Genomic DNA, 17541 nt, shown 5'->3' with positions numbered 1-17541 from the left:
CTGCGAGACTGGTGGGGTGCGGAAGGAAGAGCTGTTCTCGGTCTCCGCTCTCGGTTCGGGGCTGACAGACGCCTCGGCCGCCAGGCGGCTGGGTGTCTCGCTGCGTACCTACCGGCGGCGGGTGGCGGAGCTGATGGTGACGCTGGAGGCCGACTCGCGGTTCCAGGCCGGGCTGCGCGCGGGGCGGCTGGGGCTCCCGCGCACGCCCTGACGCCTCGGGCACGGGCGGGTCACCGCCGGTAGTACTCCTCGACGGGGGTACGAGCCTCGTCGAAGAGCGCGGGGCCGTCCTGCGGGACGTCGGGCCAGGCGCCGGATTCCGGGTTGAGGCCGACGAGCTGCTCGGTGGAGAGGGCGTACACGACCCGGCCGAGGCCGGAGCGGACGATGCCGCCGGCGCACATCTGGCAGGGCCGGCAACTGGTGTACATCGTGGTGCGGGCGGCGGTTCCCGGGTCGAGTTCGCGGGCGGCCCAGCGGGCGAGCTTCAGCTCGGGGTGGGCGCTGATGTCGTCGTCGCGGCGGACGGTGTTGTGGGCCTCGGCGAGGACGGTGCCGTCCGCGGCGGCGAGCAGTGAGCCGTACGGGGCGTCTCCGAGGGCGACCGCGCGGGCGGCGAGCCCGATCGCGCGCCGCAGCAGTGTCTCGTCGGCGGGGGTGATCACTCTGGTGTCCTCCAGTGGTCGGCCACGGTGGCGAGCGCCTGCCAGGCCTTTTCGGGCCTGCGGGTCTCCTCGGGGTCTCCGTCGTAGGGGTCGAGTACGACGGTATCCGCGCCGAGGCGCTCCAGCTCGGAGAGATCGTCGAGGACCTGTTCCAGGGTTCCGACCCCGGCGGGCCGGTCGGGTCCCTCGACGGGCGCGCTGGTCAGCCGCAGGGCGATGCGGGGAGCGAAGCCCGGCAGGGTGTGCCGTCCGACGGCCGCGCGCAGCCAGGGGACGGTGTTGTTCAGCGGGTGCCAGGGGGCGTCGAGCCTGATGGCGCGGCGGACGGCCGCCTCGCTGTTGCCGCCGATCCAGATCGGTACCGACGCGGTGGGGCCGGGGCCGTCCTCCCGCCAGGCCGCGCGGACGGCGTCCAGGTACTGGTCGGTGAGCTTGCCGCGCTCGGTGAACGGCACGCCCAGTGCGGCGAACTCCTGGCGGGCCCAGCCGACGCCCACCCCGAGTACGAACCGCCCTCCGCTGAGCCGGTCCAGGTTGCCCGCCATGCGGGCGACCAGCAGGGGATGCCGGTAGGGCATCACCAGCACGGTCGTGCCCAGCCGGATCCGGGTGGTGACGCCGGCCAGCCAGGAGAGTGTGGTGAACGGTTCGTGGAAGGGTTCGGGATACTGCTCGGCCACGTCGGGGGTGACGGCCACGTGGTCGGACACCATGAGGAGGTCGTACCCCAGCCCCTCCGCGGTCCGTGCCCATGCGCGCAGGGTGCCGGGATCGGTTCCCGGTCCGAAGTTCGGTACGTTGACGCCCAGTTGCATGGCAGGAGGCTATCTGCGCGATCATGGCGCGGGGAACGGATTCTTCCCCGGATCGGCGGCCGGTGTCCGGCGTTTTCCCGGTAGATTCGCCCCATGGCCGCGAATCTCGACGACGTCGACTGGGCGATCATCACCCAGTTGCAGCAGGAGGCCCGGATCTCCCTGAGCGAGCTGGGGCGGCGGGTGAGCCTCAGCCCCTCGGCCACCACGGAGCGGGTGCGTCAGCTGGAGGCGCTGGGCGTCATCACGGGTTACTCCGCGACGGTCGACCTGGCCAAGGTCGGTTACCCGGTGCTCGCGGTGGTCCGGCTGAAGTACCCGGGCAACCGGCACCAGCCGCTGCGCCGGCTGCTGGCCGAACGCCACGAGATCCTGGAGTGCCTGCGGACGACCGGCGACGACTGCTACACGCTGAAGCTGGCCGCGACCTCGATGGAGCATCTGGAGTCGCTCGTCGACGAGTTGGCCGGTTTCGGGAGCACGACCACAAGCGTGGTCTACAGCCGTACCCTGCCCGCGCGTGGCCCGCGCCGGCCCTGACGCCGGCCCGCTCTTCGGCGGCTCGACGGCTCACACCGCCGTGTGCACGTCCTCCAGCTCCTGGAGGAGGCGGCGCTTCGGGCGGGCGCCCACCATCGACTTCACCGGTTCGCCGTCGCGGAAGACCATCAGGGTCGGCATGGAGAGCACGCCGTAGCGGGCGGCGGCACCGGGGTTGTGGTCGACGTCGATCTGCACGATCTTGATCCGGCCGGCCTCCTCCCGGGCGATCTCGCCGAGCACCGGGGCGAGTTGGCGGCAGGGGCCGCACCAGTCGGCGGTGAACTCCACCAGGACCGGCAGTCCGGCGCCGAGCACTTCGTCGTCGAAGGTCACGTCGGTCACCTCGGCGACGCCTTCAGCATGGATCATCTGTCATCCTCCCAGTTCACAGCGGGGTTCGGGGCCGCCGGGAAGTCCGGCGGCCACCTCGACCTCGGCGCGGGCGAGCTGTGCGCCGACCTCGGTCCGTACGGTCTGCAGCTGTGCGATCAGCGCGTCCAGTTCGTCCAGCTTCCGCCGGTAGACGGCGAGCGACGCGGGGCAGGCGTCCCCGGCCGGGTGACCGGCCCGCAGGCATTCCACGAACGGCCGGGTCTCCTCCAGGTCGAACCCGAAGTCCTGGAGGGTCCGGATCTGGCGCAGCTGCCTGAGGTCGCTCTCGTCGTACGTGCGGTAGCCGTTCTCGGACCGTCGCGACCTCAGCAGCCCGCGCGACTCGTAGTAGCGCAGCGTCCGCGTCGTCGTCCCGGCCCGTTCGGCCAGCTCACCGATTCGCATGACCCGACGGTAATCCTTGACGTGGGCGTCAAGGCAAGGACCGGGCGTCGTTCAGGAGTCGGGAGGGGACGGGACGCCGAGGCCCGGGGCGCCCCCGTGGTGGGGTGCGCCCCGGGCCTCGGCGGGGGTTCATCGCGTGACGTCGGGCCCGGTCACTGGGCGTAGATCCCGATCTCGTTCAGGGAGTACCGGTTGTCGGTGCCCTTGACCAGCCCGGTGATGCGTACGTACCGGGCGTCCACCGGGGTGAAGGAGCGGTTCTCGGTACCGCCGGAGCCGGCGGTGGTGGTGTGCACCGTCTTCCACGTGGCGTTGTCCGAGGAGACCTCGACGGTGTACTTCACCGCGTACTGGTCGGACCAGTCGAGCGCGGTCCGGCCGACCCGCCGTACCGCTCCGAGGTCGACGGTGATCCACGCGGTGTCGACGGTCTTGCTGGCCCAGCGGGTGGACCGGTCGCCGTCGACGGCCTGCTTGGGCGGGTAGGTGACCACCACGGCGTTCTGGTAGTCGGACGCGGTGGCCTTCGCCCCGGTGGCGAGGTTGGTGAGGCTGTCCGAGCGGGTGGCCGGGAACTCCACCACCTGCTGGTAGGTGGGGCGGTTCTGCCAGGCGATCCGGGGCACGGTGATGCCGCCCATGGCCCGGTGCACGATGGAGTCGGCGCAGACCTGGTCGCCCGCGGAGCAGGACGCGTCGGCCGGGTAGACGGTGGCCGCCGGGACGGCCGCGGCGGCGGTCAGGGTGGTGAGCAGCACGTTCCGGCAGGAGGCGACGGTGCCGGTGCCGCAGTACGTACGGTCCAGGGGCGAGGCGACCGCGGAGCCGAGGACCGTGCGCAGGTCCTTGTCGAGGTAGCTCCACCAGCCGTGCTGGAAGGAGGAGCCCTTGTGGGCCTGGGCGGCGGCGATGCCGGTGCCGACCGCGCCGGAGCCGTTCTGCCCGCCGGAGGGCGACTCGTTGATGGGGGCGACGGCGGTGAGCGCCTGGTAGGCGGTGTCGCCCAGCTGCGGCTTGAAGACCCCTTCCACCAGCAGCGGCCACCAGGCGTCGAGCATCCGGATCGCGGTGGCCCGGTCGTACGTCCCCGCGCCCTTGGACGGCTCGCGCCGTTCGGAACCCGAGGCGGCCCAGGCGCGCAGCTGCTCGACGGTGGCGGAGAGGGCGGGGTCGGTGACGGCGGCGGTGTCGATGACCCGCAGGATCTCGGGCAGCACTTCCTCGGCCCGCAGGTCGGTGGCGGCGGCGTCCTCCATCGCCTTCACCAGCTGGGCGCGGGTGACCCCGCCGGCGTTCACGAGGGCGGAGACCCGGCTGTCCAGCAGGTCGGCCCGGTGCACGGCGCCGTTGCCCCAGCCGGAGGTGAAGCCGGCCGCCTGCTTGTTGTTCCAGCTGACGTAGTAGTCCTGGTCGACGGAGTTGGGGTGCTGGGCGGGCGGGGTGACGGCCGAGGTGTTGACGGCCGGGTTCCAGCCCTGCCACTCGTAGGCGGGCCTGGCCCAGATCGGCTTGTCCGGGTCGGTTCCGGCGGCGCGTACCGGGTTGGTGCCGGAGTTGTAGTACGCGGTGTGGTGGGCGTCCGCGTAGAACCAGTTGAAGGTGTAGCCGACGTCCTGGGCGGCCGTCTGGAAGGCGGTGGCCGAGGTGATGACGGAGGGGTCGTTGAACTGCTGGAAGCCGATCACCGAGTCCAGCTCGTGCTGGTAGGTGGAGCGCAGCGCGGTGTACGCCACCGGCTTGCCGCCGCTCTTCCCGACGTGCGTGACCAGCCCGTACGCGGAGCGGAGGGTCTCCAGGTCGTAGGAGCCGGCCGCGGTGGCGTCGGCGGTGGTGGGCGCCCAGCTGTTGTGGGCGGTCAGCTTCTCGAACGGGGTGCAGACCCCGCGCAGCAGGTAGGAGCGGGAGGCGGTGGTGGGCGTGGCGCCCGAGGGCTCGCAGAGTTCGACGGCGAAGGTGTCGGTGATGTCCTGGTTGGCCGAGGTGGCGCTCCAGGAGTAGTCGAGGCCCCGGCCGATCTCCACGTAGAAGCTGATGCCCGGGAAGGAGGCGCCGCGCGAACGGAGGCCCGGCCCGTCGAGCTCCTGGACCATGAGGAGCTGGGGCGCGTAGTAGCCGGTCTGCGGCCCGAAGACGGCGATGGGGTGGCCGGAGGCGGTGTGGTCGCCGGAGACCACCAGGGCGTTGGACATGCCGTGTTCGCCGGTGATCAGGTCGGCGGGCAGGACGCCTTCGCCGGTGGTGGCGGCCGCTTTCGCGGTCGTGGCGGTGGCGGTGGTGGTGGCTGCCTTCGTGGCCGTCGCCGTCGCCGTGACGGTCGTGGCCGCCGTCGCGCCGGTGCCGGTGCCGTTGACCGCGTGCGGGTAGGCGGTCACCGTGCCGGTGTCGGGCGTCGCCGTACCGACCGGGGCGGCGGGGGTGGTGGCGTACGGGAAGCTGCCGGTGTGCAGGGTGGTGGTCGCCTCGGTGTCGTTCTGCGCGCGCCAGGCGCGGTACGCGGCGGAGCCGGCGGTGGTCCCGTACTGCTGCTGGAGGGCGAGTTCGGCGAGCGCGTTCTCGACCTCGCCGCCGCCCCCGCTGCCGAAGATGGCGCCGACCACCGAGGCGATGGCGACGGTGTCGGTGGCGGTGAAGTCGGCGATGTTCTTTCCGTGGCCGGTGAGTTCGTACTCGCCCGGGTAGTTGTTGGCGGCCAGGTCGGCGTCGATGAAGGCGTTGATGCCCGCCACGTAGTCGTTGATGTCCTGCACGGCCTGGGAGCCGCGCGCACCGGTGGCCGCGACCCGGTCGAGCTGGGCGCGGAGGTCGGCCTCGGTGTACGGGGCGACGGCCCAGAGGCTCTCCTCCAGCGCCCGGTTGCCCGCCGCGCCACCGGCGAACGAGGACAGTTGCCCGCGCCCGACGTGGCGCAGGATGTCCATCAGCCACAGCCGGTCCTGGCCGGCCGCGTAACCGGCGCCGAACTCGGTGTCGGCGCGGGTGGTGCCCTTGATGTGCGGGGTGCCGGTGGCCTTGTCCCGGGTGATGGTGACGCCGCTGCGCGGGGTGAGGGTGGACTCGGTCTGGCCGGACGGTACGCCGAAGGAGGCGTCGTTGAAGTAGTTCGCCAACTGGTCGGGGGTGAGCCCGGAGTAGTCGTGCAGCAGGTTGTCGTACTTCTCGATCTGGTCGGCGGAGTGCGCCGGCCGGGTGCCGATCGTCTGGTGCAGCAGGATGCCGGCCAGGGTGGCGTGGCCGTTCTCGCCCGCGGTGAGGATGTCCAGGCACTGTCCCTGGCACGGGTCACCGGCGGCGGGCAGCGGATCGGAGGTCGCCGCCGCGGTGGGTGCGGCGACCAGGGCGCCGGCGAGCAGCGTTCCGGCGGCGAGGAGGGAGACGACGGCGGCGCGGGGTCTGGCCCGGCGCGCGCGCCCCAGGAGGCGCTTGGCAGGATTCAACGGAAGCTCTCGATCCGGGGTTTCGGGGGCCGTACGGCTCCGGGGGAAGCACCGGCGGGAGCCCGGTGCGTGCGCACGCTAGCCCTCGCGGGGCACCCGCCGTAAGACTCCTGCACCAGCTGCCAGAAACCTGCAACACCCGCTTCATGCTGGGAAATTGGAGCTTGCGCGTTCTCGCCGGACGGCGGCCCCGGCGGCCTCAGAGATCCCACTCGTCGGACAGCAGCCCGAGGAGGCGTTGCTGCCGCTTCCGCAGGAGGTCCGGCCCCCAGTTCTCGTGGTGGAGCACCTGGCTGGTCAGGGCGAACGTGGAGACGCCGTGCCGGCCGGTGAAGTACTTGGCCTTCTTCTCCGCGAAGTCGTAGTTCTGCGCGTAACTGTTCTTCGTCCGGCTGAGCAGTACGAGGTTGCCCAGCCGGTGCGTCCACGTCCCGCGCTGGTCGTCGGTGAAGTGCTGCAGCCATTGCGATCCCGGCTTCGGGTTCTGAGGCAGTACGTGTTCGACGGTGATCACGGCATGGTCGTAGGAGACTCCGGGTTTCCCGGCGAGCATCTCGTCCAGGCGCAGCAGGACGTACTTGCGGATCTTGGTGACGAGGTAGATGTCGCCGTCCAGACGGGCGACGGTTTCGGCCTTCTCCGCTTCCGTGAGGGCGAGAGGTACCGAGTCCAGTCCCTTGCCCGCGTCGAGCTCCCGCAGCAGGTCCGCGTACCGCGTGACCCGGGGGGTGGTGTAGACGCGGCGGATGAACATGCTCGCCGCCAGTCGCTCCAGCGCGCCGAAGAACCGCTCCAGCCAGGCGGGGTCGTCGCCGTGGTTGCGCAGGGCCCACAGGGCCGCGGGCCGCCAGTCGTTGTTGTCGATCTGCTGGAGGCGCTTGAACCAGGCGTTGACCTGCTCGGCTCCGGAGGCTGCGGAGTAGCCGGCTTCGCGGATCTGCGCGTAGGCGTCCGCGTACGGGACGACGACGTCGTTCACGAAGGACTCGGCCTTGCCCGGCAGGTACCGGTTGAGGACTTGTTCGGGGAACTCCTTGAGCAGTTCCTTCTCCGCCCGCTTCATGGCGAACACCATGCGCAGGTGGAGGAAGAGGTCGGCGAAGTCGTCCCGGCCGAGGAGCTCTTCCGCGTCCTCCCACTTGCGGGCGCATTCCTGCGCGGTTTCCTCGTCCAGCGCGCCAATGATGTGCGACTTGAAGATGTCCGTGGGCGACAGGTCCATTCCGCGGGAGTTCATCACGCTGAAGATGCGGTGGGCGCTGTCCAGATCCGGGGTGCAGACCACCACCAAGAAGGTGCGCTCGCCCAGCATCTGCACGAGGTCCAGTCGGCGCTCCTCCGACCAAGCGGCGAGAATCCCGTGCAACTCCGTGGCGTTGCGCAGGACCGCCTTCTGCGCGTCGGTGGGGAGTGACTCCTCCTTCAGCGCCCGCAGGACCTCGGTCGCCCCCTTCGCCTGTATGTACCGCTCGAAGAAATCGGCGTCACGCTTCCGCAGCTTGAGCCTGGGCTTGGGGGCGATCCGCCGGACCTTGGCACCCGGCTCCATGACCAGCCGGTCCAGCTCACTGCGCAGGTCCGGGTCCTCGGTCAGATCCCGCAGGACGGCGAGCAGGATGGTCAGGGTGGTGAGGCGCTGTTGGCCGTCGATGACTTCGGCGGGGGCGCCGCCCTTCGTCTTGACGAGGACGATGGAGCCGAGGAAGTAGGGCTCGTCCGTACCCCGGACCAACGACTCCTCCAGGTCGTTGAGCAGTTGGACGGCCTGCTCGACGTCCCAGGCGTACGGCCGCTGGTAATCCGGAATCCTGAATTCGTAGTCGCTGCTGAACACCTTGTGCAGGGAGACTTCCTGCGCTTCGAGCTGCTGCATGTGTCCATGATGTGGGGCCCGTTGGCGCCATGTCCCGGGAGTTCCGTGAACGGGACACGCACGGGCGGTCCTCGGCACGACGAGGTGACGGTGCCGGCTTCGCGGAACGCCCAGGATCTTCGGCGCTCACCTCCTCCGAGGTTGATGTTCCGTGATCCTCGGTGTGAGTGGTGGCTCCTATCGTGGAAGCGGTCAGAGACCTCGCGGAAGGGATCACGGCACGAGCACCACGGGGGAACCATGTCCGACCACATCACCGTGCCCGCGCACGCGCTCCATCCGCTCGTCACGCACGAGCCGACCCGGCGGCTGCTGACCGGGCCGGGTCTGCCCGTGGCGCACGAGCTGATGAGCCTCGCGCCGCTGGCCGACGGCCGGGTGGTGCGCGTCGCCGAACTGCTGGACGAGGAAGCGGATCCCGGCCTGCTCGATCCGCACATCAGGGACCTGCTGCGGATCGGCCACCTCCGCTGCGAGGGGGACGACGCCCAGGAGGTCGTGCTCGACGGGGCCACGGGCCGGCTCTTCAGCATGGACCTCTTCGAGGACGCCCCGGACCTGATCGACGTGATCCCGCTGGCGCCCTCCGTCGACGCCCTGGCCCGGTTCCTCGGGGAGGTGGACGACCTGTCCGCAGGGCGCGGCAGATTCGCCGGAGCCACTGCCGGGCGGAGCGGTACGGAGGTGGTGGCGCGGGCTTCCGAGCTGCTGATGGCGGTCTTCACCGACGAGGACTGGGGCGTCGAGGGCTGGGGCGGCGCGGGTGCTCCCGACACCTGGGCGCACCCGGTACCCCCGCTGTGGCGGATCGCCGCCGTCATCCGCCCGCTGGCCCTGGTCGCCGGTCCGGGCGACGGGCTGTGCCTCGATCTGCCGGCCGACCCGGTCGCCTGCCTGCCCCCTTCAGACTCGGACGACTACCGCTACTGGCCGGAGGTGTTCCACGACGAGGCGGGCGGGGTGCTGCACGGGTGACGGGCGCGACCAAGTGGGCACGTCAACACGCTGACGTACCCATGGAAAGTCGCACCACGATGGGCGAACTCACGAACGCCGTCCACGCGGCACAGGTCGCCAGGAGAACCGGACCGTCGACAACCTTGGAGTCGCGCACGGCCATCATGCCCCCAGGGAGTCTGGCCCCCTCGACGCAGTCACCGCCCTGATTGTTGCTGTAGCTGGACTTGAACCAGTCAGCGCCGGCCAGCGCGCGAACCTTGGTCGTCATCGGATCAGTGCTCCTTCATCGCCTTCTTGATCATACTTACGGACTCTTGCGGCCCCGGAGCGAGCGCCTGGAGGTCGGTGAAGGCATCCATGTGGCGTTCGACGTCTGCCTCACGCCTGCTCACCCAGGCGTCGGCCAGATTCTCGAAGTAGACAATGGGCTTCAGCGCCACCCGGTCGTGGAACTGGAACATGGTGAATGCCCCGTTCATCCCGGGGTGATCTCCCAGCGCGAAGGGAACCACCTGCACTCGCACGTTCGGTGCGGATGCGGCCTCCACGATGCGAGCCAGTTGAGCGCGCATCACCTCGGCCCCGCCCACCTGTCGATGCAGAACAGCCTCGTTGATGATGGCGGTGAATCTCAGAGGCGGATCCCGGCGGAGGACGGCCTGGCGGGTGATCCGTACGTCCACCAGCCGCTGGATGTCCTCTTCGCTCAGGCCTTGGTGAGCCCTCTGGTGAATGATCCGCACATACGCCTCTGTCTGCAGCAGACCCGGGACGTACTCGGCTTCGTATTTCAAGATCGCGGAGGCGGTTGCCTCAAGGCCCAGATGAGCCTTGAATCCTGGGCTGATCACCGGCCTGCACACGGGCGACGTGATACCCGCCCGCACACAGGAACGCCCGCGCCTCGACCGGAAGTCGGAGGCGCGGGCGTTCCCGGCGAGACGGCCGAGGCTGGGGGGTGGGGTTCTCGGCGAGGGTCTCGACGTGTGTGGGCTCAGGGGGGATCGGCCGGCCCAGGGCGGCCGGGGCCGGTCCGGGGCCGGTCAGACCTTCGCCGGGACACCGCCCCCGTCGCGCTGGTCGGGCACCTCGGCGGCGGTGGCCGGGGAGCCGGAGCCGGCGTCCGTCCCGGAGCCCGTACCGGCGTCCGCAGGGGCGTCGTCCTGCAGCATCCGCTCGTCGAAGGGCAGGTTGCCGGCGAGGACCTCGTCCACGCGGGCCCTGTCGATCTCCTTCGTCCAGGTGCCGACGAGGACGGTGGCGACGGCGTTCCCGGCGAAGTTGGTCAGGGCGCGGGCCTCGCTCATGAAGCGGTCGATGCCGACGATCAGGCCGACGCCGTCGACGAGTTCGGGGCGGTGCGACTGGAGGCCGCCCGCGAGGGTGGCGAGGCCGGCGCCGGTGACTCCGGCGGCTCCCTTGGAGGCGATGACCATGAAGACGAGAAGGGAGATCTGTTCTCCGGCGCTCAGCGGGTCGCCCATGGCGTTGGCGATGAAGAGGGACGACATCGTGAGGTAGATGGCGGTGCCGTCGAGGTTGAAGGAGTAGCCGGTCGGCACGGTGATGCCGACGACGGGCTTGCTGACGCCGAGGTGTTCCATCTTCGCGATGAGGCGCGGCAGGGCGGACTCGGAGGACGAGGTGGAGAGGATCAGCAGGAATTCGCGGCCGAGGTACTTGAGCAGCAGGAACAGGTTCACCCCGGCGACCAGGCGCAGGATGCTCCCGAGGACGACGATGACGAAGATGGCGCAGGTGAGGTAGAAGCCGACCATGATGATGGCGAGCGACTTCAGGGCGTCCACGCCGGTCTCGCCGACCACCGCCGCCATGGCGCCGAACGCGCCGACCGGGGCGGCCCACATGATCATGGCGAGGATACGGAAGACGAGCTTCTGGATGTGGCCGATGCCGCGCAGGATCGGTTCGCCGGCGGAGCCGAGGGCCTGGATGGCGAAGCCCGCGAGCAGCGCGATCAGCAGGGTCTGGAGGACCTCGCCCTCGGTGAAGGCCGAGACCATCGTCTTCGGGATGATGCCGAGCAGGAAGTCGGCGGTGGATTCGCTCGCCCCCGACGCCTGCTTCTCCCCGGCCGCGCGGACGGTCTCGGTGAGGTGCAGTCCGGAGCCGGGCTCCAGGATGTTGCCGACGATCAGGCCGATGGCGAGGGCGACGGTCGACATCACCAGGAAGTAGCCGAGCGCGAGTCCGCCCACCGCGCCGACCTTGGCGGCCTTGCGCACCGAACCGACGCCGAGCACGATCGTGCAGAAGATGATCGGCGAGATCATCATCTTGATGAGGTTGACGAAGCCGGTCCCGATGGGCTTCAGCTCGACGGCGACCCCGGGGGCGGCGAAGCCCACGAGGATGCCGAGCACCACGGCACCGATGACGGCGATGTACAGGTACTGGGTACGGTCCCGCTGTCCGGCTGTCCCTGCCACGGGTGCCTCCTGGGTTCGGTCTCGGCTCGGTCGCGTACGAGTCCCGGAACCCGGGCGCGTACGAGTCCCCTGGCCCGGGGCACGTACGGGTCCCGTCGTCGGAGCGCGTACCGGCCCCCGTCCCTGGGGGCCCCGGTGACTATCCATCGAGCCGTGACGCGGGTCACCCTTGCGTTCATAACGTTCACGCGGGCCGGAGCCGGGTGAAGGCGAAAACGCCTGGCCACGGTATGCGCGGCGCCGTTAGCCTCCGCCCATGACCGATACCGGAGCAGGGACGGAAGAGACCGTGGGCGACGGGGAGCCGGAGGACGGGCACGGGGACACCGAGCGGCTCCGGACCGTCTGCTGGCGGGGCCGGGGCATCGCCTTCGCCGCGCTGGACCCGGACGACGCGGAGCTGATCCATGCCTGGCGCTCCGACCCCGTCATCGCCCATGAAGTCGGCACATGGCCGCGTTCCCTGTCGGCGGTACGCGAGCGCGTCGAGAGCGACCTGGAGAACGGGGACCGCGACGACTTCGTCGTTTTGCTTCCCGACGGCACTCCGCTCGGCCACATCGCCCTGACCGGACAGGACATCGTCGACGGTTCGGCCGCGATCGCCCTGATGCTGGACCCCGCCCACCGTGGACAGGGGTACGGCACCGCCGCCGTGGACGCCCTGGTCGACCTCGCTTTCGGCGAACTGCCGCTGCACCGGGTCGAGGCCGAGACCCACACCACGAACACCGCGGCCCTGGGCGTCCTGGCCAAGGCCGGGTTCGCCCAGGAGGGGGTACGCCGCTCCGCCTGCATGCACCGGGGGCGCCGGCACGACCTCGGGTTGCACGCGCTGCTCCGGGAGGAGTGGGAGGCCCTCACCCGCGCCCGGTCCTGGGACCTGCCGGTCACCGCCGGCTGACCGGAGCCCGGCGGCGGGCGGGCCCGTGTCCCGTCCCCCACCCGTCCTCCCGCACCTCCCCGCTCCCGGGGCAGACTGTCCGCCATGCGTTCCTTCCGTCCCCGTCCCCGCAGCCTGGCCGGTCAGCTGTTCGCCATGCAGGTCGTCCTGATCGCCGCCGTGGTGGCCGGCGGGGCGTTCTTCGCGTACGTCTCCGGCTCCGCGCGGGCCGAGGAGACCGCGCGGCGGCAGGTGCGGGCCGCGGCACTGGCGGTCGCGGGCTCGCCCTCCGTACGGGAGGCGATCCGCACCCCGGACCCGTCCTCCGTGCTCCAGCCGTACGCGGAACAGGTCCGCCGGGACACCGGCATCGCGTTCGTGACGATCATGGACCCGCAGGGGGTCCGCTGGACGCATCCGGACCGGACGCGCATCGGCGAGACCTTCCTCGGGCACACCGCGCGGGCGCTGAGGGGCGAGACCTTCGAGGAGACCTACACCGGCACGCTCGGCCCGTCGATCCGGGTGGTCACCCCGGTACGCGACGGGGGCCGGATCACCGGGCTGGTCAGCGCGGGCATCACCGTGGAGCGGGTCTCCTCCCAGGTACGGGGGCAGTTGCGGGCGCTGAGCCTGGCGGCGACCGGTGCGCTGGCGCTCGGCGGGATCGGTACGTACGTGATCAACGCCCGGCTGCGCCGCCATACGCACGGGATGAACGCGGCGGAGCTGAGCAGGATGCACGACTACCACGAGGCGGCCCTGCACGCGGTGCGCGAGGGGCTGCTGATGCTGGACGGGCAGCGCAGGATCGCGCTGATCAACGACGCGGGCCGGGAGCTGCTCGGGCTGGGACCCGAGGCGGTGGGCCGGAAGGCGGACGCGCTGGAGCTGCCGCCCTCGCTGACCGGGGCGCTGCTGGCGTCCGAGCCACGCGTGGACGAGCTCCACCTGACGGCGGACCGGGTGATCGCCCTCAACTCCCGCCCGGTGGTGGGCGGTGAGCAGCGGGGCACCGTGGTGACCCTGCGGGACCACACCGAACTACAGGCGTTGTCCGGCGAGTTGGATTCGGAGCGCGGATTCTCCCAGGCGTTGCGCGCACAGGCGCACGAGGCGGCGAACCGGCTGCACACGGTGGTGTCGCTGATCGAGCTGGGCCGTGCCGAGGAGGCGGTGGGGTTCGCGACCGCCGAACTGGAGCTGGCCCAGGTGCTGACGGACCGGGTGGTGGGCGCGGTCGCCGAACCGGTGCTCGCGGCGCTGCTGCTGGGCAAGGCGGCGCAGGCCAACGAGCGCGGGGTGGAGCTGGTGCTGGCCGAAGACAGCCTCATCGACGACGGGGTGCTGCCCCACACCCTGGCGCAGCGGGATCTGGTCACGGTGCTGGGCAATCTCATCGACAACGCGATGGACGCGGCGGCCGGGGGCCCGGGCGCCCCTTCGTACGTACCGCGCGACGACGAGGACGCGGCGGGCGCGTACGCGCTCGCCCGCCCCCGGGTGACGGTGACCGCCGTCGCCGGGGCCGATGCCCGCGAGCTGCTGCTGAAGGTGGCGGACAACGGTCCCGGCATCGGGCTGGAGGACGCCGAGGCGGTGTTCCGTACCGGCTGGTCGACGCACGGCAGCGGGCGGGGGCTGGGGCTCGCGCTGGTCCGCCAGACCGTGCGGCGCAACGGCGGGACGGTGGATCTGGGGCGGAGCGCGGACGGCGGCGCGGAGTTCTCCGTACGCCTGCCGATCGGCGACCGCACCCCCCACCGGGCCGCCACCGGCAGCACGGCCGGCTCGACGGGAGAGCGCGCGTGATCCGGGTCCTGGTCGTCGAGGACGACCCGGTGGCCGCCGACGCCCACCGGATGTACGTGGCACGGGTCGAGGGCTTCGAGGTGGTGGCGGTGGCGCACACCCGGGCGGAGGCGGTACGCGCGCTGGACCGGGAGCCCGTGGATCTGCTCCTGCTCGACCTGTACCTCCCCGACGGCCACGGGCTCCAGTTGCTGCGGGCCCTGCGGGCGGCCGGGCACGGCGCCGACGTGATCGCGGTGACCTCGGCGAGGGACCTCGCGGTGGTGCGGGAGGGCGTCTCGCTGGGGGTGGTGCAGTACGTGCTGAAGCCGTTCACCTACCCGACGCTGCGGGACCGGCTGGTGCGGTACGCGGAGTTCCGGGCGGCAGCCGGGGAGGCGAGCGGCCAGGAGGAGGTGGACCGGGCGCTCGGGGTGCTGCGCGCCCCGCACCCTGCGGCGCTGCCGAAGGGGCTGAGCGCGCCGACGCTGGAGGCGGTCACCCGTGAGCTGCGCGAGGCGCCGGACGGGGTGACGGCGGCGGCCACCGGCGAGGCGCTGGGGATCTCCCGCATCACCGCGCGCCGTTACCTCGAACACCTCGTCGGCCTCGGCCGCGCCGCCCGCCGTCCGCACTACGGCCAGGTGGGACGGCCGGAACTGCACTACCGGTGGGTGCCGGAAGCGCGCTGAGCCCCGGCCGGACACGGACGGGCCGGGGCCGTGTCACATTTCGCCGGGCTGTCCTGTCAGAGCTGTGTACCGGCCCACACGGCGAAGGAGCAGCCCCCATGAGCACCCCGACCGACACGACCACCACGACCACCACGAACATCCCGAAGGCCCGGCTCGACATCTTCGGCAGCCCCGCCGTCACCAGGATGCTGGGGCACTTCACGGCGGCGGGGAAGGCGGTCTCGGCGCTGAACGTGCCCGCCGCCACCCAGGAACTGATCAAGATCCGCGCCAGTCAGATCAACGGCTGCGGGTTCTGCACCGACATGCACACCAAGGAGGCCGCGGCGGCCGGGGAGAGCGCGGTGCGCCTCGCGCTGGTCGCGGTCTGGCGGGAGGCCACGGTGTTCACCGAGGCCGAGCGCGCCGCACTCGAACTGGCCGAGCAGGGCACCCGGATCGCCGACGCGGCCGGCGGAGTCACGGACGAGGCGTGGGAGACTGCGGCCAAGCACTACGACGAGGAGCAACTCGTCGCCCTGGTCTCGCTCGTCGCGGTCATCAACGCCTTCAACCGGCTGAACGTCATGGTCCGCCAGCCCGCCGGCGACTACCAGCCGGGCCAGTTCGGCTGACCGACCGGCACTCGGCCACCCACGCACCCCGATCACCCCATGCACCCCGACCACCCCTTACCCGCATTCACCCCGGAGATGGGAAGCAGCAGCCATGATCAGGATCGCCGTCGTCGTCGGCAGTGTCCGCCCGGGTCGCGTGACCCGCGCGGTGGCCGACTGGGCTCTCACCGTCGCCGCCGGGCGCCAGGACGCCACCTATGAACTCGTCGACCTCGCCGACCACGACCTGCCCCTCCAAGGCGAGGCGCAACCGCCCCGGAGCGGGCGGTACGAGCACGAGCACACCCGGCGCTGGTCGGCGCGGGTCGCCGGATTCGACGGCTTCCTCTTCGTCACGCCGGAGTACAACCACAGCGCCCCGGCCGTACTGAAGAACGCGCTCGACCACCTCTACGACGAGTGGAACGACAAAGCTGCCGGGTTCGTCAGCCTCGGGTTCGCGGGCGGTGTGCGCGCGGCGGAGCATCTGCGGGGCGTCGCCGCCGAACTCCAGCTCGCCACCGTGCAGGCGCAGCTCGCGCTCACCATCGGGGACGACTTCGCGGAGTACCCGGCGTTCGCGCCCACCGCGTCCCGGGAGAAGGAACTGATCCGTGTCCTGGACCAGTTGGAGCGATGGGCCGGTGCGCTGAAGACGCTGCGCGGCTGAGGCCTCCGGGCCTCCGGGCCTCCGGGCCTCCGGGCCTCCGGGCCTCCGGCACAGCGCACGCGGAAACGCCGGAAGGCTGTCCCCCCGCCCCTCCCGGGGCGCGGAACAGCCTTCCGGCGCGTGCTGCCGTGCGCGCCCTAGAACACCGACTCCGCCTCGAACATACGGTCCGCCGGTACGGTCTTCAGCTGGGTCACCGCGTCGGCGAGCGGCACCATCTCGATGCTGGTCCCGCGCAGGGCGGTCATGTTGCCGAACTCGCCGCGGTGGACGGCCTCCACGGCGTGCCAGCCGAAGCGGGTCGCGAGGACGCGGTCGTACGCGGTCGGGGTGCCGCCGCGCTGCACGTGGCCGAGGATGACCGGGCGGGCCTCCTTGCCGAGGCGGCGCTCCAGTTCGACGGCGAGGCGGTTGCCGATGCCCTGGAAACGCTCGTGGCCGAACTGGTCGATCTCGCCCTTGGCGTAGGCCATCGAGCCCTCGGCCGGGTGCGCGCCCTCGGCGACGCAGATGACCGCGAACTTCTTGCCACGGGCGAAGCGTTCCTCGACCATCTTGACCAGGTCGTCGACCTGGAAGGGGCGCTCGGGCAGGCAGATGCCGTGCGCGCCGCCGCCCATGCCGGACTCCAGGGCGATCCAGCCGGCGTGACGGCCCATCACCTCGACGACCATGACGCGCTGGTGGGACTCGGCGGTGGTCTTGAGACGGTCTATGGCCTCGGTCGCCACGCCCACCGCGGTGTCGAAACCGAAAGTGCGGTCGGTGGCGGAGATGTCGTTGTCGATGGTCTTCGGGACGCCGACGACCGGCATGCCGGCCTCGGAGAGCATGCGGGCGGCCGTCAGGGTGCCCTCGCCACCGATGGGGATGAGGGCGTCTATGCCGTAACGGCGGGACAGCTCCTCGCAGTTCTCGGCGGCTTCACGGAGCCGGTCGCGCTCCAGGCGGGCGGAGCCGAGGATGGTGCCGCCGCGGGCCAGGATGCCGCTGACGGCGTTCAGGTCGAGCGGGCGGAAGTGGCCGTCCAGCAGGCCCTTGAAGCCGTCTTCGAAGCCGATGACCTCGTCGCCGTGACCCACGACTGCGCGGTGCACGACCGAACGGATCACTGCGTTCAGGCCGGGGCAGTCGCCGCCTGCGGTGAGAATTCCGATGCGCATCGTGCTGTATCTCCTGCTCGCTAGTACCGGGCTGTTCGGGGCCTTGGTGAGCGGCCCCCGCGCCGTGAGCCGTCACGATTCTCCCACGGCAGGGGTACACCCCGCGCTTTCGGCTGCTCCGGCGCACGAACAGGGGGCGAAAATCCGGGTAACAGGTCCGGAAGCCGCCTTCGCGCCCACGTTACGTGGGGCCTGATGGCTGCCGGGGAGCCGGGGCGGGCAGAAA

17 protein-coding genes and 1 pseudogene are annotated in these 17541 nt (G+C 71.2%); 8 read left to right on the top strand and 10 right to left on the bottom strand.

Annotated elements, in window-relative coordinates:
* Nucleotides 1-40 precede the first annotated feature (40 nt).
* A pseudogene (locus OHA55_RS23005) lies at nucleotides 41-211 on the top strand (DNA-binding response regulator); the annotation flags it as partial.
* Nucleotides 212-230: 19 nt separating this feature from the next.
* On the opposite strand, the gene OHA55_RS23000 reads toward OHA55_RS23005, so the two are convergent.
* Together OHA55_RS23000 and OHA55_RS22995 are read right to left on the bottom strand one after the other, a co-directional pair.
* Nucleotides 231-665: a nucleoside deaminase gene (locus tag OHA55_RS23000; RefSeq protein ID WP_266709258.1), complete on the bottom strand. Its 435-nt coding sequence runs from the start codon at nucleotides 663-665 to the stop codon at nucleotides 231-233.
* Nucleotides 662-1480 (bottom strand): LLM class flavin-dependent oxidoreductase, encoded by an 819-nt coding sequence (locus OHA55_RS22995; RefSeq protein ID WP_266709256.1) that lies wholly within the window; start codon nucleotides 1478-1480, stop codon nucleotides 662-664. The genes OHA55_RS23000 and OHA55_RS22995 overlap by 4 nt, the downstream gene beginning before the upstream one ends.
* A 93-nt stretch (nucleotides 1481-1573) precedes the next feature.
* Between OHA55_RS22995 and OHA55_RS22990 the strand changes: the two genes are divergently transcribed.
* The gene (locus tag OHA55_RS22990) at nucleotides 1574-2020 is read left to right on the top strand and encodes an Lrp/AsnC family transcriptional regulator (protein WP_266709254.1); all 447 of its coding nucleotides are present in this window, start codon (nucleotides 1574-1576) and stop codon (nucleotides 2018-2020) included.
* A gap of 30 nt (nucleotides 2021-2050) precedes the next feature.
* On the opposite strand, the gene trxA is transcribed toward OHA55_RS22990, so the two are convergent.
* The 4 genes from trxA to OHA55_RS22970 all read right to left on the bottom strand — a co-directional run bounded on the left by trxA (nucleotide 2051) and on the right by OHA55_RS22970 (nucleotide 8107).
* Nucleotides 2051-2392, bottom strand: a complete 342-nt coding sequence (gene trxA, locus OHA55_RS22985) for a thioredoxin (protein WP_266709252.1) — start codon at nucleotides 2390-2392, stop codon at nucleotides 2051-2053.
* 3 nt (nucleotides 2393-2395) lie between these two features.
* Nucleotides 2396-2800 (bottom strand): MerR family transcriptional regulator, encoded by a 405-nt coding sequence (locus OHA55_RS22980; protein ID WP_266709250.1) that lies wholly within the window; start codon nucleotides 2798-2800, stop codon nucleotides 2396-2398.
* A gap of 152 nt (nucleotides 2801-2952) precedes the next feature.
* A complete protein-coding gene (locus OHA55_RS22975) occupies nucleotides 2953-6234 on the bottom strand; it encodes a penicillin acylase family protein (protein WP_266709248.1) in 3282 nt (1093 codons plus the stop codon).
* Between the two features lie 199 nt (nucleotides 6235-6433).
* Nucleotides 6434-8107 (bottom strand): DUF262 domain-containing protein, encoded by a 1674-nt coding sequence (locus OHA55_RS22970; protein ID WP_266709246.1) that lies wholly within the window; start codon nucleotides 8105-8107, stop codon nucleotides 6434-6436.
* Nucleotides 8108-8347: 240 nt separating this feature from the next.
* On the opposite strand from OHA55_RS22970, the gene OHA55_RS22965 reads away from it, so the two are divergent.
* The gene (locus tag OHA55_RS22965) at nucleotides 8348-9082 is read left to right on the top strand and encodes an SUKH-4 family immunity protein (protein WP_266709244.1); all 735 of its coding nucleotides are present in this window, start codon (nucleotides 8348-8350) and stop codon (nucleotides 9080-9082) included.
* Between the two features lie 22 nt (nucleotides 9083-9104).
* Here OHA55_RS22965 and OHA55_RS22960 read toward each other — a convergent pair whose 3' ends face one another.
* From OHA55_RS22960 to OHA55_RS22950, 3 genes are all read right to left on the bottom strand, one after another.
* Entirely contained in the window at nucleotides 9105-9335 is a 231-nt protein-coding gene (locus OHA55_RS22960; RefSeq protein ID WP_266709242.1) for a DUF397 domain-containing protein, read from the bottom strand.
* A 4-nt stretch (nucleotides 9336-9339) separates the two neighbouring features.
* Nucleotides 9340-9930, bottom strand: coding sequence for a DUF5753 domain-containing protein (locus OHA55_RS22955; protein ID WP_323180441.1), 591 nt, complete (start codon nucleotides 9928-9930; stop codon nucleotides 9340-9342).
* A 180-nt stretch (nucleotides 9931-10110) separates the two neighbouring features.
* A complete protein-coding gene (locus OHA55_RS22950; RefSeq protein ID WP_266709240.1) occupies nucleotides 10111-11517 on the bottom strand; it encodes a cation:dicarboxylase symporter family transporter in 1407 nt (468 codons plus the stop codon).
* A 256-nt stretch (nucleotides 11518-11773) separates the two neighbouring features.
* Between OHA55_RS22950 and OHA55_RS22945 the strand changes: the two genes are divergently transcribed.
* From OHA55_RS22945 to OHA55_RS22925, 5 genes are all read left to right on the top strand, one after another.
* Nucleotides 11774-12421 (top strand): GNAT family N-acetyltransferase, encoded by a 648-nt coding sequence (locus OHA55_RS22945; protein WP_266709238.1) that lies wholly within the window; start codon nucleotides 11774-11776, stop codon nucleotides 12419-12421.
* 84 nt (nucleotides 12422-12505) lie between these two features.
* The gene (locus OHA55_RS22940) at nucleotides 12506-14212 is read left to right on the top strand and encodes a sensor histidine kinase (protein ID WP_266709236.1); all 1707 of its coding nucleotides are present in this window, start codon (nucleotides 12506-12508) and stop codon (nucleotides 14210-14212) included.
* The gene (locus OHA55_RS22935) at nucleotides 14209-14883 is read left to right on the top strand and encodes a response regulator (RefSeq protein WP_266709234.1); all 675 of its coding nucleotides are present in this window, start codon (nucleotides 14209-14211) and stop codon (nucleotides 14881-14883) included. Before OHA55_RS22940 ends, OHA55_RS22935 begins: the two co-directional genes overlap by 4 nt.
* A 98-nt stretch (nucleotides 14884-14981) precedes the next feature.
* Entirely contained in the window at nucleotides 14982-15500 is a 519-nt protein-coding gene (locus tag OHA55_RS22930; RefSeq protein WP_266709232.1) for a carboxymuconolactone decarboxylase family protein, read from the top strand.
* 94 nt (nucleotides 15501-15594) lie between these two features.
* Complete coding sequence (locus OHA55_RS22925; RefSeq protein WP_266709230.1) at nucleotides 15595-16152, top strand: NADPH-dependent FMN reductase; 558 nt, start codon at nucleotides 15595-15597, stop codon at nucleotides 16150-16152.
* 137 nt (nucleotides 16153-16289) lie between these two features.
* Here the strand turns inward: OHA55_RS22925 and OHA55_RS22920 are convergent, their stop codons facing one another.
* Nucleotides 16290-17315: an ATP-dependent 6-phosphofructokinase gene (locus tag OHA55_RS22920; protein ID WP_266709228.1), complete on the bottom strand. Its 1026-nt coding sequence runs from the start codon at nucleotides 17313-17315 to the stop codon at nucleotides 16290-16292.
* Nucleotides 17316-17541 lie beyond the last annotated feature (226 nt).

The sequence above is a fragment of the Streptomyces sp. NBC_00102 genome (assembly GCF_026343115.1).
Classification (GTDB): Bacteria; Actinomycetota; Actinomycetes; order Streptomycetales; family Streptomycetaceae; genus Streptomyces.
Note: the sequence above shows the minus strand (reverse complement) of the source record. Positions and strands in the feature narration are given on the sequence as shown.

Coding starts and splice junctions, on each gene's coding strand:
- OHA55_RS22995 (WP_266709256.1), bottom strand. CDS start 1,480: ATGCAACTGGGCGTCAACGTACCGAACTTCGGACCGGGAACCGATCCC.
- OHA55_RS22990 (WP_266709254.1), top strand. CDS start 1,574: ATGGCCGCGAATCTCGACGACGTCGACTGGGCGATCATCACCCAGTTG.
- trxA (WP_266709252.1), bottom strand. CDS start 2,392: ATGATCCATGCTGAAGGCGTCGCCGAGGTGACCGACGTGACCTTCGAC.
- OHA55_RS22980 (WP_266709250.1), bottom strand. CDS start 2,800: ATGCGAATCGGTGAGCTGGCCGAACGGGCCGGGACGACGACGCGGACG.
- OHA55_RS22970 (WP_266709246.1), bottom strand. CDS start 8,107: ATGCAGCAGCTCGAAGCGCAGGAAGTCTCCCTGCACAAGGTGTTCAGC.
- OHA55_RS22965 (WP_266709244.1), top strand. CDS start 8,348: ATGTCCGACCACATCACCGTGCCCGCGCACGCGCTCCATCCGCTCGTC.
- OHA55_RS22960 (WP_266709242.1), bottom strand. CDS start 9,335: ATGACGACCAAGGTTCGCGCGCTGGCCGGCGCTGACTGGTTCAAGTCC.
- OHA55_RS22945 (WP_266709238.1), top strand. CDS start 11,774: ATGACCGATACCGGAGCAGGGACGGAAGAGACCGTGGGCGACGGGGAG.
- OHA55_RS22940 (WP_266709236.1), top strand. CDS start 12,506: ATGCGTTCCTTCCGTCCCCGTCCCCGCAGCCTGGCCGGTCAGCTGTTC.
- OHA55_RS22930 (WP_266709232.1), top strand. CDS start 14,982: ATGAGCACCCCGACCGACACGACCACCACGACCACCACGAACATCCCG.
- OHA55_RS22925 (WP_266709230.1), top strand. CDS start 15,595: ATGATCAGGATCGCCGTCGTCGTCGGCAGTGTCCGCCCGGGTCGCGTG.
- OHA55_RS22920 (WP_266709228.1), bottom strand. CDS start 17,315: ATGCGCATCGGAATTCTCACCGCAGGCGGCGACTGCCCCGGCCTGAAC.